Genomic DNA, 14,171 nt, shown 5'->3' with positions numbered 1-14,171 from the left:
CCCCCACCGAATTCGGTGGGGGGCCACAGTTATGTTCCGGACCGGGGCCACAGTTATGTTCCGGACTTTCGTCGGTCGGGCGGTCATCACAGCGCAACACCGAACCGCTAGGTTGGCCGCACACGGGTAACTCAGAAGGAAGGCGCTGATCTTGGGGAAGGTCGTGCTCGTGACCGGAGTGGCCCGACAGCTGGGGGGCCGGTTCGTACGACGGATCCAGCGTGACCCACGGGTGGACCGGGTGATCGCCGTGGACGCGGTTCCGCCGGGACACCATCTGGGGGGCGCGGAGTTCATCCAGGCCGACATCCGGCAGCCCACCATCGCGCGCGTGCTCGCCGAGTCGGGCGCCGACACCGTCGTGCACATGGACGTGACGGGCACCGCCCTGGGCAGCGGCAGCCGGACCACGGTCAAAGAGACCAACGTCATCGGCACCATGCAACTGCTGGGCGCCTGCCAGAAGTCGCCGGTCGTCAAGCGCCTGGTGGTGAAGTCCAGTACGAACGTCTACGGCTCCGCCCCGCGCGACCCGGCCGTCTTCACCGAGGGCACCCCGCCGAAGTCCCTGCCGAGCGGCGGCTTCGCGAAGGACACCGTCGAGGTCGAGGGGTACGTGCGAGGCTTCGCCCGCCGCCGCCCCGACGTCGCCGTGTGCGTGCTGCGGTTCGCCAACATCCTTGGTCCTACGGCGGATTCGCCGCTCGCGTCGTACTTCTCGCTGCCGGTCCTGCCGACCGTGTTCGGCTACGACCCGCGCCTCCAGTTCGTGCACGAGGACGACGTGATCGACGTACTGCGGATCGCCTCGCACGATCCGGAGCGGGGCACGCTCAACAGCGGCACCTTCAACATCGCCGGGGACGGCGTCCTGCTGCTCTCCCAGTGCTCGCGGCGGCTGGGCCGCCCGACCGTGCCGCTGCTGCTGCCCGCGGTCACCTGGGCTGGTTCCCTGGTGCGTACGCTGGGGATGACGGACTTCTCCCCGGAACAGATCCGGCTGCTCACCCACGGCCGGGTCGTGTCGACGGTCCAGATGCGCGAGACGCTGGGGTACAAGCCGAAGTACACGACCGCCGAGACCTTCGCGGACTTCGCGCGGAGTCAGGGCCCGGGGCTGCTGCCGCCGGAGGCCCTCGCGGGGGCCGTCGACCGGATCGCCGCGCTGTCCCGGCCGGGCAGTGGCCACCCCCCGACGCCGAGCGCCAACTGAGGAGCGCATCAACGATGGCGGATGCCAAGGTCATTCCGTTCGACGACGACCGGTCCCGTGCGAACGGCGTGCAGCGGCCGCAGCGGCGCCGGAGCACCGGGAACCGGCGCAAGAACGGCGAGCCCGCGCTGGTCCGTGAGGTCCAGCCCCTGCCGGGCCGGGACTTCGCGCAGGATGATGTTCCTGTGACGCGTGAGGAACACGAGCCGGAACAGACACCGGACGAGACCGGCCAGGACGGCCAGAGCGGCCTGGAACGCCGGGTCGCCCACGGCCTGTCCTTCCTGCGCCGCCGGCTGACCGGGGACTACGACGTCGACGACTTCGGCTACGACGAGGAGCTCACCGACGAGGTCCTGATGCCGGCGCTGCGCCCGTTGTACGAGAAGTACTTCCGGGTCGAGGTCAAGGGCATCGAGAACATCCCGGCGGAGGGCGGTGCGCTGATCGTCGCCAACCACTCCGGGACGCTGCCGCTGGACGGCGTGATGATGCAGATCGCCGTCCACGACAACCACCCCGCGGGCCGGCACCTCCGGCTCCTCGCGGCGGACCTCGTGTTCATGCTGCCGGTGGTCAACGAACTCGCCCGCAAGGCCGGTCACACGCTCGCCTGCGCCGAGGACGCCGAACGCCTGCTGGGACGCGGTGAGTTGGTCGGTGTGATGCCGGAGGGCTTCAAGGGCATCGGCAAGCCGTTCAGCGAGCGTTACAAACTCCAGCGCTTCGGCCGCGGCGGTTTCGTCTCGACGGCCCTGCGCAAGGGCACGCCGATCATCCCGTGCTCGATCGTGGGCGCGGAGGAGATCTACCCGATGATCGGCAACTCGAAGACGCTGGCCCGGGTGCTGGGCTTCCCGTACTTCCCGATCACGCCCACATTCCCCTGGCTGGGTCCATTGGGTGCGATCCCGCTCCCCACGAAGTGGACGATCCAGTTCGGCGAGCCGATCCCCACGGCCGGCTATCCGCCGGAGGCGGCCGAGGATCCCATGCTGATGTTCAACCTCACGGACCAGGTGAGGGAGCAGATCCAGCACACGCTGTACAAGTTGCTGGTGCAGCGGCGGTCGGTGTTTTTCTAGCTTTTGGTTCCGAAGTTCCTTGGCTGCGGGCCGGTGGGGGCTGGTCGCGCCCACGCGGCGGTAGCCGCAAATCAATACAGCCCCGCGCCCCTAAAGACCGATGGGCGCCCCTCGCTGGAAGGGCGCCCATCGGGCTAATTCGCGTCCTCGCTGTCGATGCCCAGGCCCGGCAGCAAACCCGGCAACAGCGGTGGCAGCGTGACATCGGGCTCAGTGATCGACGGCTTGCTCGTGGACGGTGATGCCGTGCCGGAGGACTTCGGGGGGTCCAGGAGGCCGCCCGTGTTGCCGCCGAGGAGGCCGTCGCCGGTGGTGGCGGAGTCGGTGGGGGCGCTGGAGTGGCCGGTCTCCGCGGAGCCGTCCGTCGTGCTCGGTGTCGTCGAGCGGTGGGTGTCGGTGGAGCCGTCCTTGGACGTCGAACCCGGAGCGCGGTGTTTGCCGGTGCCGGGGGCCGTCGCCGGGGGCTGGGGGAGCATCGACTGGAGCGGGGCGACCTCTTCGTCTATGGCGTCGAAGACCGAGGAGACCTGGTCGCTGACGTCGCCGAGCTGGACGGGGAGGCGGTCGCGCAGGGCGCCCCATGCCTCGCGGTGCGAGCGGGAGAACGCGGAGAGGGCCTGGATGGGGCCCAGCGAGTTCGGGTCCTGCTCGTACGCCTCGTGCAGCAGGCGGTGGCCCTCGGACGCGTCGTGCGTCATCCCGGCGAGCGTGCGGCGGATCTCGCCGAGCTGCTCGTGGTCGAGATGGCCGCTGCGGTCCCGCTCGATCAGCCGGCGTGCCTCGCTCAGGCGGTTGGACGCCTGGTCGAGGTAGGCCACACCGCGCTGGTCGTCGCCGTCGGACAGGTAGTTGAGCTTGAAGTCCTCGATGCCGCGCTTCAGGCCGTAGAGCGAGTCACCGGGCAAGGCGCCCGAGCTCGCCGCGGCCACTCCGCCGAAGGCTCCCGCCGCGACCCCGACGCTCAGTCCGCCGGCCGCGAGGCCCTTGGAGAGCCGGGACCGCGGTCGCAGCTTGCCCAGACCGGTGGCCCGGTGCGTACCCCGGGACCGGGGGGAGCGCTGCTCCGGTACCGAGGGTGCGGGTGCCTCGCCTTGCAGCATGGCCTCGAACGCGGCGACCAGCTGAGCCCGCTGGACCACCTTGACCTCGGGGTCCAGCACGGGCTTGGGCAGCTCGCCGAGACCGGTGGCGAAGGCCAGCATGCGGCCCTGCTCGGTCTGTTCCGCAGCAGCCGGGGCCGGGGCCGGTCCTTCGGACTGCTCGGCCGCCGTGCCCTGGTCGGACTGCTCCTCATCCAGGGCCTGGGCGAAGGCGTTCGCCCGCCGGTGCGCCGATACGTTCGCGATCACTGGCGGCACCTCCTCTCGCGTCATGACGGTCGACTCCCCAGGGGGTCCTGAGGGTTGCACAGCCTGACCACATCCACACGATCGAGTGATCGGGGAGGGCCAGGTCGTGACCACAGGGAGCCTGTATCCCGCACAACGAGTGGCGCGGCACTTGGGTTACGGACGACGGATGATCCGACCGCGAACTCAACGGACTTTCACTGAGCGCGAGTTGGGCGCTACCGAGCGTATGCCGTCAGCGGGCGTCGTCCGGGAGGAGCCGGGCGAGCGTGCGCACGGCCCGGTACTGGAGGGTCTTGATCGCACCCTCGTTCTTGCCCATCACCCGGGCGGTCTCCGCGACGGAGAGGCCCTGGAGGAAGCGGAGCGTGACGCACTCCTGCTGCTGCGGGTTGAGCCGCCGTACGGCGTCGAGCAGTGCGGCGTTCGACAGGGACTCCAGGACGGAGTCCTCGGGGGAGCGCTCGACCTCGTTGGCGTCGAGCATCTCGCCGGTGGTCACTTCCAGCCGGAAGCGGCTCGACTTGAAGTGGTCGGCGACCAGGTTGCGGGCGATCGTCACCAGCCAGGCGCCGAAGTCGCGCCCCTGATAGGTGAACGTGCCGATGCGGCGCAGGGCGCGCAGAAAGGTCTCGCTGGTGAGGTCCTCGGCGGTGGCTTTGCCTCCCACTCGGTAGTAGATGTACCGGTACACAGTGTCGCTGTACTGGTCGTAGAGGCGGCCGAAGGCGTCGGCTTCGCCGGCCTGGGCACGCTCCACGAGGTCCATCATCCGGGCGCTGTCGCTGTCAGCGGCCGGACGGCGTGCGGTGGCGGCGCCGGCCGAGCGCCCTCGTCTGCCCACCGCGGCGCCACCGTCGGCCAGTGCGTAGCACGGGCCTACGGGTGCGGTGGTGGCGAAGGCGGCGGGGACGGCGTACGCGGTGGGGACGAAGCCGCGCAACAGGTCTTGGACCGTTGCGCGCAGCGTAGCCAGGCCCGAGGCGTCAACCCCGACGTGTGGGTACACGGGACTCCCAGAGGCAGAGCTTCCATCACGTGCAGTACCGGAACATTCACCCGTCGTAGCGACGGAGGGGTACCGGATTGCGTCTGAGGAGAATAACGCTTCGTACAGGCGCTGCTACACCCAGTTGCTCAAATCATCGATTACGTCGCTTCTGTAACCGGTTGGCGCCCGATCAAGTACCGCAGAGTGACCGGTTGTTGATCAGAACGGTCCGAATTCAGTCAGGGACCGGGGCGTGTTGTGGCCGTGTGCAGCCAACGTGACTGGACAGGGGGTTACGCGGGTACGACTCGTGGATTGGCTGTGTTTACCGCGTCACCGGCGTCGGCGATGCAAAGCGATCGCCGCGGCCGTGCCGCCCGCCACCGCGCCCACGCCGGCCGCCGCCGGGATGCCGACCTTGGCCGCTTTGCGGGCCGTTCGGTAGTCGCGCAGCCGCCAGTCCAGCTCGCGCGCGTGCTTGCGCAGCTTGGAGTCCGGGTTGATGGCGTAGGGGTGCCCGACCAGCGAGAGCATCGGGATGTCGTTGTGCGAGTCGCTGTACGCGGCGCAGCGTGAGAGGTCCAGGCCCTCCGCCGCCGCCAACGCCCGTACCGCCTCCGCCTTCGCGGGGCCGTGCAGGGGTTCGCCGACCAACTTGCCGGTGTAGACGCCGTCGACGGACTCGGCGACCGTGCCGAGCGCGCCGGTGAGGCCGAGGCGGCGGGCGATCACGTTGGCGATCTCCACCGGAGCCGCTGTGACGAGCCACACCTTCTGGCCCGCGGCCAGGTGCGCCTCGGCGAGGGCGCGGGTGCCGGGCCAGATGCGCTCGGCCATGTACTCGTCGTAGATCTCCTCGCCGATCGACTGGAGTTCGGCGACGCGGTGGCCCTTGACGATGGAGAGCGCGGAGTCGCGCGCCTCCTGCATGTGCTCGGGGTCCTCGGAGCCGGCGAGCCTGAACCAGGCCTGCTGCCAGGCGAACTTGAGGAGGTCGCGGGTCTCGAAGAACTTCCGCTTGTGCAGGCCCCGGCCGAAGTGGAAGATCGACGCGCCCTGCATGACGGTGTTGTCCAGGTCGAAGAACGCGGCCGCTCTGTCGTCGCCGAGGACCGGGAACTCCGGTTCCTCCGCCTGCTTTTCGGGCGCGAGGGAGTCCTGTATGTCCTGCGCGTCCTGCGACGACTTGCGCGCTGCCTCCGCAGAGGCCTCGCCTGCCAACACACTCAGCGCCGTGGCGGAGCGCCTACGGGGAGTGAGCCATCCGAGAGCGGCCATGTCGTGAGCATAGCCAGTTTGTTCGGTGGTTCCGGAGCCGAGAGGTTCGGAGGCTGTGAACTCTCCGCGACCGGGCCGTTAAAGAAGTGCACCGGTGGCGCGAGAATGGTGTGCATGAGTCATCTCGTCACCCTCATCCGCAAGCCCGGCTGTCATCTGTGCGAGGACGCGCAGCTCGTCGTGGAGAAGGTCTGCGCCGACCTCGGGGTCCCCTGGGAGCAGAAGGACATCACCGAGGACCAGCGACTGCACGACGAGTACTGGGAGCAGATTCCGGTCGTCCTCGTGGATGGGAAACAGCACACCTTCTGGCGGGTGGACGAGGCACGTCTGCGCCGGGAACTGACCAAGTAGTTCAACGCGCGCCCGAACGTCGCTTAGGATCGACGGCGGTTTGGTCTCGGGGGCGGGAATTACGAGGAGTGTGGCGGTTTTGCCCCCTGGAATACGTCTGGGACGCGTGTGCGTGACCCCGGTCACGTTGGCCGGGCAAATCGGACACCATCTTTGTGCACGCGTTCACAAAGACATAGCCTGCTTTCGACGGGGCGGTCTGGGTACGTGTGACCGCCCACAGCCCCGCTCTACCCGCAGGAGCACCGTGGCAACTGGCCGAACTCACCGACCGGCGAGCCGTAGCCGAGGGATTCCCGAGGCCACCGTCGCCCGTCTCCCGCTGTACCTCCGCGCGCTGACCGGACTCTCGGAGCGCTCGGTACCCACGGTCTCCTCCGAGGAGCTCGCGGCCGCCGCGGGGGTCAACTCCGCGAAGCTGCGCAAGGACTTCTCGTATCTCGGCTCGTACGGCACCCGCGGTGTGGGCTACGACGTCGAGTACCTCGTCTACCAGATCTCCCGCGAGCTGGGCCTGACCCAGGACTGGCCGGTCGTGATCGTCGGTATCGGAAACCTCGGCGCCGCACTCGCCAACTACGGCGGGTTCGCCTCCCGGGGCTTCCGGGTCGCCGCCCTCATCGACGCCGACCCGGCGATGGCCGGCAAGCCCGTCGCGGGCATCCCGGTGCAGCACGCGGACGAGCTCGAGAAGATCGTCAGCGACAACGGCGTCTCCATCGGCGTCATCGCCACCCCCGCCGGTGCCGCCCAGCCGGTCTGCGACCGCCTCGTGGCCGCCGGTGTGACGTCCATCCTGAACTTCGCGCCGACCGTGCTGACCGTCCCGGACGGCGTCGACGTCCGCAAGGTCGACCTCTCCATCGAGTTGCAGATCCTCGCCTTCCACGAGCAGCGCAAGGCCGGCGAGGAGGCCGCCAACCAGGCGGCGCACCCGACCGCCGCGCGCCGTGACGACTCCGCCGAGCAGGGCCCTGACGGGGACGTCCCCGCCGTGATGCCGGCATGAGTCTCCTCGTCGTAGGGCTGAGCCATCGCAGCGCGCCGGTCAGTCTCCTGGAGCGGGCCACGCTGAACGCGGACGCCCAGTTCAAGCTCCTCCAGGACACGGTCGCCGCCGAACCGGCCGCCGAGGCCGCGGTGTTGGCCACCTGCAACCGCATCGAGCTCTACGCCGACGTGGACAAGTTCCACGCGGGCGTCGCCGAGTTGTCCACGCTGCTCGCCCAGCACAGCGGCGTCGGCCTGGACGAACTCACTCCTTATCTCTACGTGCACTACGAGGACCGGGCCGTCCACCACCTCTTCTCGGTGGCCTGCGGCCTCGACTCGATGGTCGTCGGCGAGGGCCAGATCCTCGGCCAGATCAAGGACTCCCTCGCCAAGGCGCAGGAACTGCACTCCGCCGGGCGGCTGTTGAACGAGCTGTTCCAGCAGGCCCTCCGGGTCGGCAAGCGCGCCCACTCCGAGACCGGCATCGACCGCGCGGGCCAGTCCCTGGTCACCTTCGGCCTTCAACAGCTCTCTTCCGGTACGGCAGTTGAGGCCTGGGCCAAGGGGAAACGGGCCCTGGTGATCGGCGCCGGCTCCATGTCGTCGCTGGCCGCCGCGACCCTCGCGCGTGCCGGGGTCGCCGAGATCGTCGTCGCCAACCGCACGTCCGACCGCGCCGAGCGGCTCGCCCAGATCATCGCCGAGAGCCCGGAAACGGACGTGTCCGCCCGCGCGGTACCGATGGATTCGGTGCCGTTCGAGCTGACACGTGCCGATGTCGCCGTGTCCTGCACGGGCGCCACGGGACTCGTCCTCACGGCCGAGACGGTCGCGGGAGCGGTCGAGGGCCGGGTGTCGCAGGACGCGACGGTCGGTCGTACGGCCGTAGCGGATGTCGTACGTGAAGAGCTTCCGCCTACGTCCGTCGGGACCGAGGACGGGTGTCCGCTGGACCTTTCCGCGGTGCAGGCGGCGACCGGCTTCTCCGTGATGGGGGAGGCCGCCGTGGCCGGGATGGACGCGGCGACGCTGGAGCAGCACGCGGCCTGGGTCGGCGGCAGTGCCGTCGACCGGCGTGAGGCGGCCCGGCGTACGCCCGAGGCCGAGGCCGAACTCATCACCGAACTCGCCGCCATGGCCGCCACGGTCGGGCGGATCCCCGAGCGGCGCAGGCCCGAACCGGTCGCCCATATCCCGCGCCCCGCGCCGGTGTTGTCGCTCCTCGACCTCGCGATGCCGCGGGACGTCGACGCGGCCGTGCACCGGGTGGCCGGGGTGCGGCTGGTGGACATCGAGTCGCTCGCCGAGGCTTCGGCGGACGCTCCGATGGCGGCGGACGTGGACGCGGTCCGGCGTATCGTCTCCGACGAGGTCGCGGCCTTCGGGGCAGCCCAGCGGGCCGCGCACATCACGCCGACCGTGGTCGCCCTGCGCGCCATGGCCGCCGAGGTCGTCGCGGGCGAGATCGCCCGGCTCGACGGACGGCTGCCCGGCCTCGACGACAAGCACCGCGCCGAGATCACGCAGACCGTACGACGTGTCGTCGACAAGCTGCTGCACGCGCCGACCGTACGGGTCAAGCAGCTCGCGGCCGAGCCCGGCGGCGCCGGGTACGCGGACGCGCTTCGCACCCTGTTCGACCTCGACCAGGAGACGGTGGCCTCCGTCTCGCGGGCTGAACAAGACTCTGAGAACAGCAAGAACCGAGGGCCAGCATGAGTAGCAAGGCACTGAGGCTGGGGACAAGGCGGAGCAGACTCGCCCTGGCCCAGTCCGGGTTGGTGGCGGACGCCGTGAGCCAGGTGACCGGACGGCCCGTCGAGCTCGTCGAGATCACCACCTACGGCGACACCTCCCGCGAGCACCTCGCGCAGATCGGCGGCACCGGGGTCTTCGTGACCGCGCTGCGGGACGCGCTGCTCGGCGGTGAGGTCGACTTCGCGGTTCATTCGCTGAAGGACCTGCCGACCGCGCAGCCCGCGGAGCTGGTGCTCGCCGCCGTACCCGAGCGCGAGGACCCGCGGGACGTGATCGTCGCCCGGGACGCCCTGAAGTTCACCGACCTGCCCCGCGGGGCGCGCATCGGTACGGGCTCCCCGCGGCGCACGGCCCAGCTGAACGCGTACGCGCGCAGCCACGGCCTCGACATCGAGACGGTCCCGATCCGCGGGAACATCGACACCCGCGTCGGCTTCGTACGGGACGGTGAGCTGGACGCCGTGGTCCTGGCCGCCGCCGGACTGAGCCGGATCGGCCGGCTCGACGACGTGACCGACTTCCTGTCGGTCGACACTGTTCTGCCCGCCCCCGGCCAGGGGGCCCTGGCGATCGAATGTGCCGCGGACAACGCGGACTTGATCGCGGCACTCGGTGAGCTCGACGACCCGTTCACGCGGATCGCCGTGACTGCCGAAAGGTCCCTGCTCGCCGCCCTGGAGGCCGGCTGCTCCGCCCCTGTGGGCGCGCTGGCCGACCTGCTGGCCGACGGGCAGATTGTCAAGGAAATGCGCCTACGCGGCATAGTCGGCAGGACCGACGGTTCGCGTACGGTGCAGCTGTCCACCACCGGTCCCGTGCCCGAGACGCATGACCAAGCACTGGCGCTCGGTCGCGAACTCGCCGCCGAGATGCTTGCCCAGGGCGCGGCCGGTCTGATGGGGGAGCAAGCCAAGTGAGCCCCACCACTCTTCCCGCCGCCGGTCCTGAACACGGGCACGTCACCTTCCTGGGTGCCGGACCCGGAGATCCGGGACTGCTCACACTGCGCGCCGTAGAGGCGCTGGCGAACGCGGACGTTCTCGTCGCCGAGCACGAGGTGCTCGACGTCGTACGTGCGCACGCCCGACCCGGCGTAGCCGTCGTGCATCCGGATCCGGATCCTTCTTCGGACTCGTTCCCGGGCACAGGCACGCCTCAACTAACGGTTGTTGACGGTGCGTCAACAACCGTTGGCCTACCCGCTGTACGGGATGCGGCACATCTTGTCATGGAGGCCGCGCGGGGCGGCAGGCGGGTCGTACGTGCGGTGTCCGGGGACCCCGGACTAGATACGTACGCCGCCGAGGAAATGCTCGCCTGCGTCGCCGCGGGTGTTCCGTTCGAGGTCGTGCCCGGTGTCGCCGCGGCCGTCGGTGTACCCGCGTACGCCGGTGTCCCGCTGCGGGACGCGCAGGGGGCGGACGTCCGGTTCGTGGACGCCCGTACCGCGTCGGACCGGTGCTGGACGGAGGTGGGGGCGTCGGACGGCACGGTTGTGGTTTCCACGTCGCTGGACTCCGTGGCTTCGGCTGCTGGTGAGCTTGTCGCTGCGGGTCGTAAGCCTGATACGCCTATGACCGTCACAGTGGCTGGTACGACCACTCGTCAGCGGACCTGGTCCGCGACCCTCGGCACGATCGCGCAGACGCTGAAGCAGGCGAAGGTGCTGCCGTCTCCTGAAGGTGGCCGGCCGGTGATAGCCGTGGTCGGTGAGCGTTCCGCCGCCGCCCAGCGCGACCAGTTGTCGTGGTTCGAGTCCAAGCCGCTGTTCGGCTGGAAGGTGCTCGTGCCGCGTACGAAGGAGCAGGCGGCGTCGCTCTCCGACCAGCTGCGGTCGTACGGGGCCGTTCCGCACGAGGTGCCGACGATCGCCGTCGAGCCGCCGCGGACGCCTCAGCAGATGGAGCGGGCGGTCAAGGGGCTCGTGACCGGGCGCTATGAGTGGATCGCTTTTACGTCCGTCAACGCGGTCAAGGCCGTTCGGGAGAAGTTCGAGGAGTACGGGCTCGATGCTCGGGCCTTTGCCGGGATCAAGGTCGCGGCTGTGGGGGAGTCGACCGCCAAGGCGCTTGTTGCCTTTGGTGTGAAGCCTGATCTTGTGCCGAGCGGGGAGCAGTCTGCTGCCGGGTTGCTGGAGGACTGGCCTCCGTACGACCCCGTTTTTGATCCGATCGACCGGGTGTTCCTGCCGCGTGCGGACATCGCTACGGAGACCCTTGTCGCCGGGCTGATCGAGCTCGGGTGGGAGGTCGACGACGTGACCGCCTACCGGACCGTGCGGGCCTCGCCGCCGCCGGCCGATACGCGGGAGGCGATCAAGGGGGGTGGCTTCGACGCCGTTCTCTTCACGTCGTCTTCTACGGTGCGGAATTTGGTCGGTATCGCCGGGAAGCCGCACAACGTGACCGTGATCGCGTGTATTGGGCCTGCTACGGCGAAGACCGCCGAGGAGCATGGGCTGCGGGTGGATGTGATGGCTCCCGAGCCGTCTGTGCACAAGTTGGCCGAGGCGTTGGCGAACTTCGGGTTGCGTCGGCGGGCGGCGGCTCAGGAGGCGGGGGATCCGGTTACTCGGCCCAGTGAGCGTCGGCCTGGTGCTCGGCGGCGGCGGACTACCTGAGGTTGAGGGGTCGGTTGCGGTGAGTGGGGGCGGGGGTCTCGGGGATTTTTCGCCCCCGCCGCCCCTACCCGTCCCATCCCTGGGGGCTGCGCCCCCAGACCCCCGCTTCGGCCTGGACGGCCTCGTCCTCAAACGCCGGACGGGCTGGATTTTGCGGGCCTGTGCTGGGAAGTGGCCGCCCGTACTGGATGGTGTCGGCCTGTGCTGAGAAGTGGCCGCCCGTGCTGGGTGATTCCGGCCGGTGTCCAGAAGTCGAGGGACGCTGGCCGACGTCGCGGAGTGGTTGCCGGGGGCGGTCGGTCGGGCCGCCCCCGGCGTTTGTGTGTCAGCCGCAGTGGCCGGAGTCGCTGCCTGTGGCTGTGCCGATGACGCCCTGCCAGACGGCGCAGTAGCCGCGGGCGGACATGTAGACGGGGCCGGCGTACGTCGTGTACTGGCCGCTGTCGACGACCGGGTTGTGCTCGTAGTCGACGTCGATGTTGAGCTCGACGGCCATGTGGATCTTCGTGCCCGGGGTGTTGCGGATGGTCACGGCGCAGTTCTTGCCGGTGGACTCGTTCCAGGTCAGGAAGACCTTGCCGACGTTGCCGACCGGCGTGGAGTCGATGACCTTGTAGCCGGTGCCGCAGGCGCCGTTGTAGGTGGCGGTGGCGGCTGCCGCCTTGGTGGTGGTCGCCGAGGCCGGGGCGGTGGCGGCCACCGTGCCGCCGAGTGCCAGGACGGTGAGTGCGGCGGCCGTTGTGGCGCGACGGGACAGCTTCATCATGGTGTTCCCCCAGTTGATGTTGTTGCCTTGGTGATGTTGCCTTGGTGATGTTGATCAACTTGCTTGGGACGGTTGGTCGTTCCGTCCACGCAAGGTGAGACCCGGGGACCCGTACGACAGTTGTGGTTGTTTCTGTCACCGTCCTGTCTTCGTCTTGTCACCGGTGTTACGCCAACCGCGCGGTATTTCCGGGGTTTTCGCCGTGCCGGGGTGCCGTGTCCGTCACCATCGCTCCCGTGTTGAGCACCGGCGCCCTCCGCGCCCATCTGCTGGCCGCCCGGCTGGCCGGACCCGTGGCGACCTCGCGGGAGGAGAGCCTGCGGAGTTATCGCGCCTTCGCCGCCCGTGATCCCCGGGTGCTGATCGGACTCGATCCCGAATGGACATGGGGGCAGCGGGACTTGATCGGGCTGATGGCGGACAAGTGTGGGGTTTCGGCCGACCCGGCGCACACTTCCGGGCATGATGTGATCGATCCGGAGCGGACTTTGGCCGCGTTGGATGCCTTCGCCGATCGGTTGGGGGAGGTAGCGGAGCGGAGTGGGGCGGTGCTTCTCGGTACCGGTCATCCGCATCGACTGCTCGGGTTCTACGCCGCGTTGGCGGACGCCTTGTCGGCGGCGGGGTGTGCTGTTCTCACCCCCGCGCATGGTCACTGTGTCGACATAACGACCCGGTTCGGTCTACGCACGTACAACCTTGACTACGTTCAGGGGGTCGGCCTGGTCCGCGAACCAGGCCCCGAACGCACCGGTTGTGAGCCCGGCGCACACACGCACTCACCGCTGCCGGTTCGTACCGTGCTGGGTGCGGCGGCGGAGGCCGGCGGGGTGCTTCCGGAGCTGGTGATCGGGGACCACGGGTGGGTCTGCGGAGCAGGTCAGCTGGGGTTCGAGGCCATTGGGCTCGCGGATACCGATGACCCCGCGCTGTTCGTGGGGGAGGCCGAGGGGTCGGTGTCCGTCGCAGTTCCACTTGATGACGCCGTGCGGTCCGATTACTACCGCCCGCTTACCCGCTACGTACTCAATCGAGCGTGTCTGTCACAGTAGGCCGCCGATGGGTGCACCTCTTCCCCACTCGCATCACACGCCCCTACATTGGGGAGTGAGCACGCAACGACGAAGAGTCACCGGAAGGGGAAGCCGGTGACCGTCGAGTGCGGAAGGTTCAGGTGTGTCATGGCTGCAGCTGGCGAGAGGCCTCTGAACGAGGTTCAGTTCCTTACCGTGGCGGAGGTCGCCTCGGTGATGCGAGTGTCGAAGATGACCGTGTACCGGTTGGTGCACAGCGGTCATCTGCCCGCTATCCGGGTGGGGCGGTCCTTCCGTGTCCCCGAGCAAGCGGTACACGAGTACCTTCGCGAGAGTTATGTGGGGGTGGAGACAGCCTGAGGCGATACCTCGATTACGACCTCAGCGCTCGGACGGGTAGGCTGGCCCCTTGTAGGTCGTATGGGCCCATGATGCCCAGCACCGAGTGATGAGAAGTGAGCGAGGGTAGTCGTGGGCTCTGTTATCAAGAAGCGGCGCAAGCGGATGGCTAAGAAGAAGCACCGCAAGCTGCTGAAGCGCACGCGCGTGCAGCGTCGTAACAAGAAGTAGGCGACGCGGCGCCGCGAGAGCGTCTCCTGTGGCCCCCCACCGAATTCGGTGGGGGGCCACAGTTATGTTCCGGACCGGGGCCACAGTTATGTTCCGGACTTTCGTCGGTCGGGCGGTCATCACAGCGCAACACCGAACCGCTAGGTTGGCCGCACACGGG

The 14,171-nt window shown here is 69.1% G+C and carries 14 protein-coding genes and 1 pseudogene; 11 read left to right on the top strand and 4 right to left on the bottom strand.

Going from position 1 to position 14,171, the window contains the following annotated elements; all coding sequences use genetic code 11:
• The first annotated feature begins 151 nt into the window (after positions 1 to 151).
• On the top strand, positions 152 to 1,213 hold the full coding sequence (locus ACNFOC_RS38505; protein ID WP_416963660.1) for an NAD-dependent epimerase/dehydratase family protein: 1,062 nt from the start codon (positions 152 to 154) through the stop codon (positions 1,211 to 1,213).
• A gap of 14 nt (positions 1,214 to 1,227) precedes the next feature.
• Complete coding sequence (locus ACNFOC_RS38500; RefSeq protein WP_416963659.1) at positions 1,228 to 2,298, top strand: lysophospholipid acyltransferase family protein; 1,071 nt, start codon at positions 1,228 to 1,230, stop codon at positions 2,296 to 2,298.
• 134 nt (positions 2,299 to 2,432) lie between these two features.
• On the opposite strand, the gene ACNFOC_RS38495 is transcribed toward ACNFOC_RS38500, so the two are convergent.
• From ACNFOC_RS38495 to ACNFOC_RS38485, 3 genes are all read right to left on the bottom strand, one after another.
• Complete coding sequence (locus tag ACNFOC_RS38495) at positions 2,433 to 3,647, bottom strand: DUF5667 domain-containing protein (RefSeq protein WP_416963658.1); 1,215 nt, start codon at positions 3,645 to 3,647, stop codon at positions 2,433 to 2,435.
• Between the two features lie 235 nt (positions 3,648 to 3,882).
• Positions 3,883 to 4,656 carry an ECF subfamily RNA polymerase sigma factor, BldN family gene (locus tag ACNFOC_RS38490; protein WP_026151088.1) on the bottom strand — a complete coding sequence of 258 codons (774 nt, stop codon included), beginning with the start codon at positions 4,654 to 4,656 and terminating at the stop codon, positions 3,883 to 3,885.
• A 315-nt stretch (positions 4,657 to 4,971) separates the two neighbouring features.
• Entirely contained in the window at positions 4,972 to 5,916 is a 945-nt protein-coding gene (locus ACNFOC_RS38485; protein WP_416963657.1) for an HAD family hydrolase, read from the bottom strand.
• A 114-nt stretch (positions 5,917 to 6,030) separates the two neighbouring features.
• Between ACNFOC_RS38485 and ACNFOC_RS38480 the strand changes: the two genes are divergently transcribed.
• The 6 genes and pseudogenes from ACNFOC_RS38480 to ACNFOC_RS38455 all read left to right on the top strand — a co-directional run.
• Positions 6,031 to 6,270, top strand: coding sequence for a glutaredoxin family protein (locus ACNFOC_RS38480; RefSeq protein ID WP_406123599.1), 240 nt, complete (start codon positions 6,031 to 6,033; stop codon positions 6,268 to 6,270).
• A 247-nt stretch (positions 6,271 to 6,517) separates the two neighbouring features.
• Entirely contained in the window at positions 6,518 to 7,279 is a 762-nt protein-coding gene (locus tag ACNFOC_RS38475; RefSeq protein ID WP_019061353.1) for a redox-sensing transcriptional repressor Rex, read from the top strand.
• The gene (locus ACNFOC_RS38470; RefSeq protein ID WP_416963656.1) at positions 7,276 to 8,982 is read left to right on the top strand and encodes a glutamyl-tRNA reductase; all 1,707 of its coding nucleotides are present in this window, start codon (positions 7,276 to 7,278) and stop codon (positions 8,980 to 8,982) included. Before ACNFOC_RS38475 ends, ACNFOC_RS38470 begins: the two co-directional genes overlap by 4 nt.
• The gene (hemC, locus tag ACNFOC_RS38465) at positions 8,979 to 9,938 is read left to right on the top strand and encodes a hydroxymethylbilane synthase (protein WP_416963655.1); all 960 of its coding nucleotides are present in this window, start codon (positions 8,979 to 8,981) and stop codon (positions 9,936 to 9,938) included. Before ACNFOC_RS38470 ends, hemC begins: the two co-directional genes overlap by 4 nt.
• The gene (locus ACNFOC_RS38460) at positions 9,935 to 11,641 is read left to right on the top strand and encodes a bifunctional uroporphyrinogen-III C-methyltransferase/uroporphyrinogen-III synthase (protein WP_416963654.1); all 1,707 of its coding nucleotides are present in this window, start codon (positions 9,935 to 9,937) and stop codon (positions 11,639 to 11,641) included. The genes hemC and ACNFOC_RS38460 overlap by 4 nt, the downstream gene beginning before the upstream one ends.
• Positions 11,607 to 11,788 (top strand): annotated as a pseudogene (locus ACNFOC_RS38455) (cobyrinate a,c-diamide synthase); the annotation flags it as partial. The gene ACNFOC_RS38460 and the pseudogene ACNFOC_RS38455, both read left to right, overlap by 35 nt.
• 178 nt (positions 11,789 to 11,966) lie before the next feature.
• Here the strand turns inward: ACNFOC_RS38455 and ACNFOC_RS38450 are convergent.
• A complete protein-coding gene (locus tag ACNFOC_RS38450; protein ID WP_416963653.1) occupies positions 11,967 to 12,407 on the bottom strand; it encodes a spore-associated protein A in 441 nt (146 codons plus the stop codon).
• A 236-nt stretch (positions 12,408 to 12,643) separates the two neighbouring features.
• Between ACNFOC_RS38450 and ACNFOC_RS38445 the strand changes: the two genes are divergently transcribed.
• The 3 genes from ACNFOC_RS38445 (at position 12,644) to ACNFOC_RS38435 (ending at position 14,011) form a co-directional block, all read left to right on the top strand.
• The gene (locus ACNFOC_RS38445; RefSeq protein WP_416963661.1) at positions 12,644 to 13,459 is read left to right on the top strand and encodes a phosphatase; all 816 of its coding nucleotides are present in this window, start codon (positions 12,644 to 12,646) and stop codon (positions 13,457 to 13,459) included.
• Positions 13,460 to 13,588: 129 nt separating this feature from the next.
• A complete protein-coding gene (locus tag ACNFOC_RS38440; RefSeq protein ID WP_004984898.1) occupies positions 13,589 to 13,801 on the top strand; it encodes a helix-turn-helix domain-containing protein in 213 nt (70 codons plus the stop codon).
• A 111-nt stretch (positions 13,802 to 13,912) separates the two neighbouring features.
• Entirely contained in the window at positions 13,913 to 14,011 is a 99-nt protein-coding gene (locus ACNFOC_RS38435; RefSeq protein WP_003948845.1) for a 30S ribosomal protein bS22, read from the top strand.
• Positions 14,012 to 14,171: the final 160 nt, after the last annotated feature.

The sequence above is a fragment of the Streptomyces colwelliae genome (assembly GCF_048158785.1).
GTDB lineage: Bacteria > Actinomycetota > Actinomycetes > Streptomycetales > Streptomycetaceae > Streptomyces.
The sequence above is the reverse complement of the archived record's forward strand: the minus strand, read 5'-3'. Positions and strand labels throughout refer to the sequence as shown.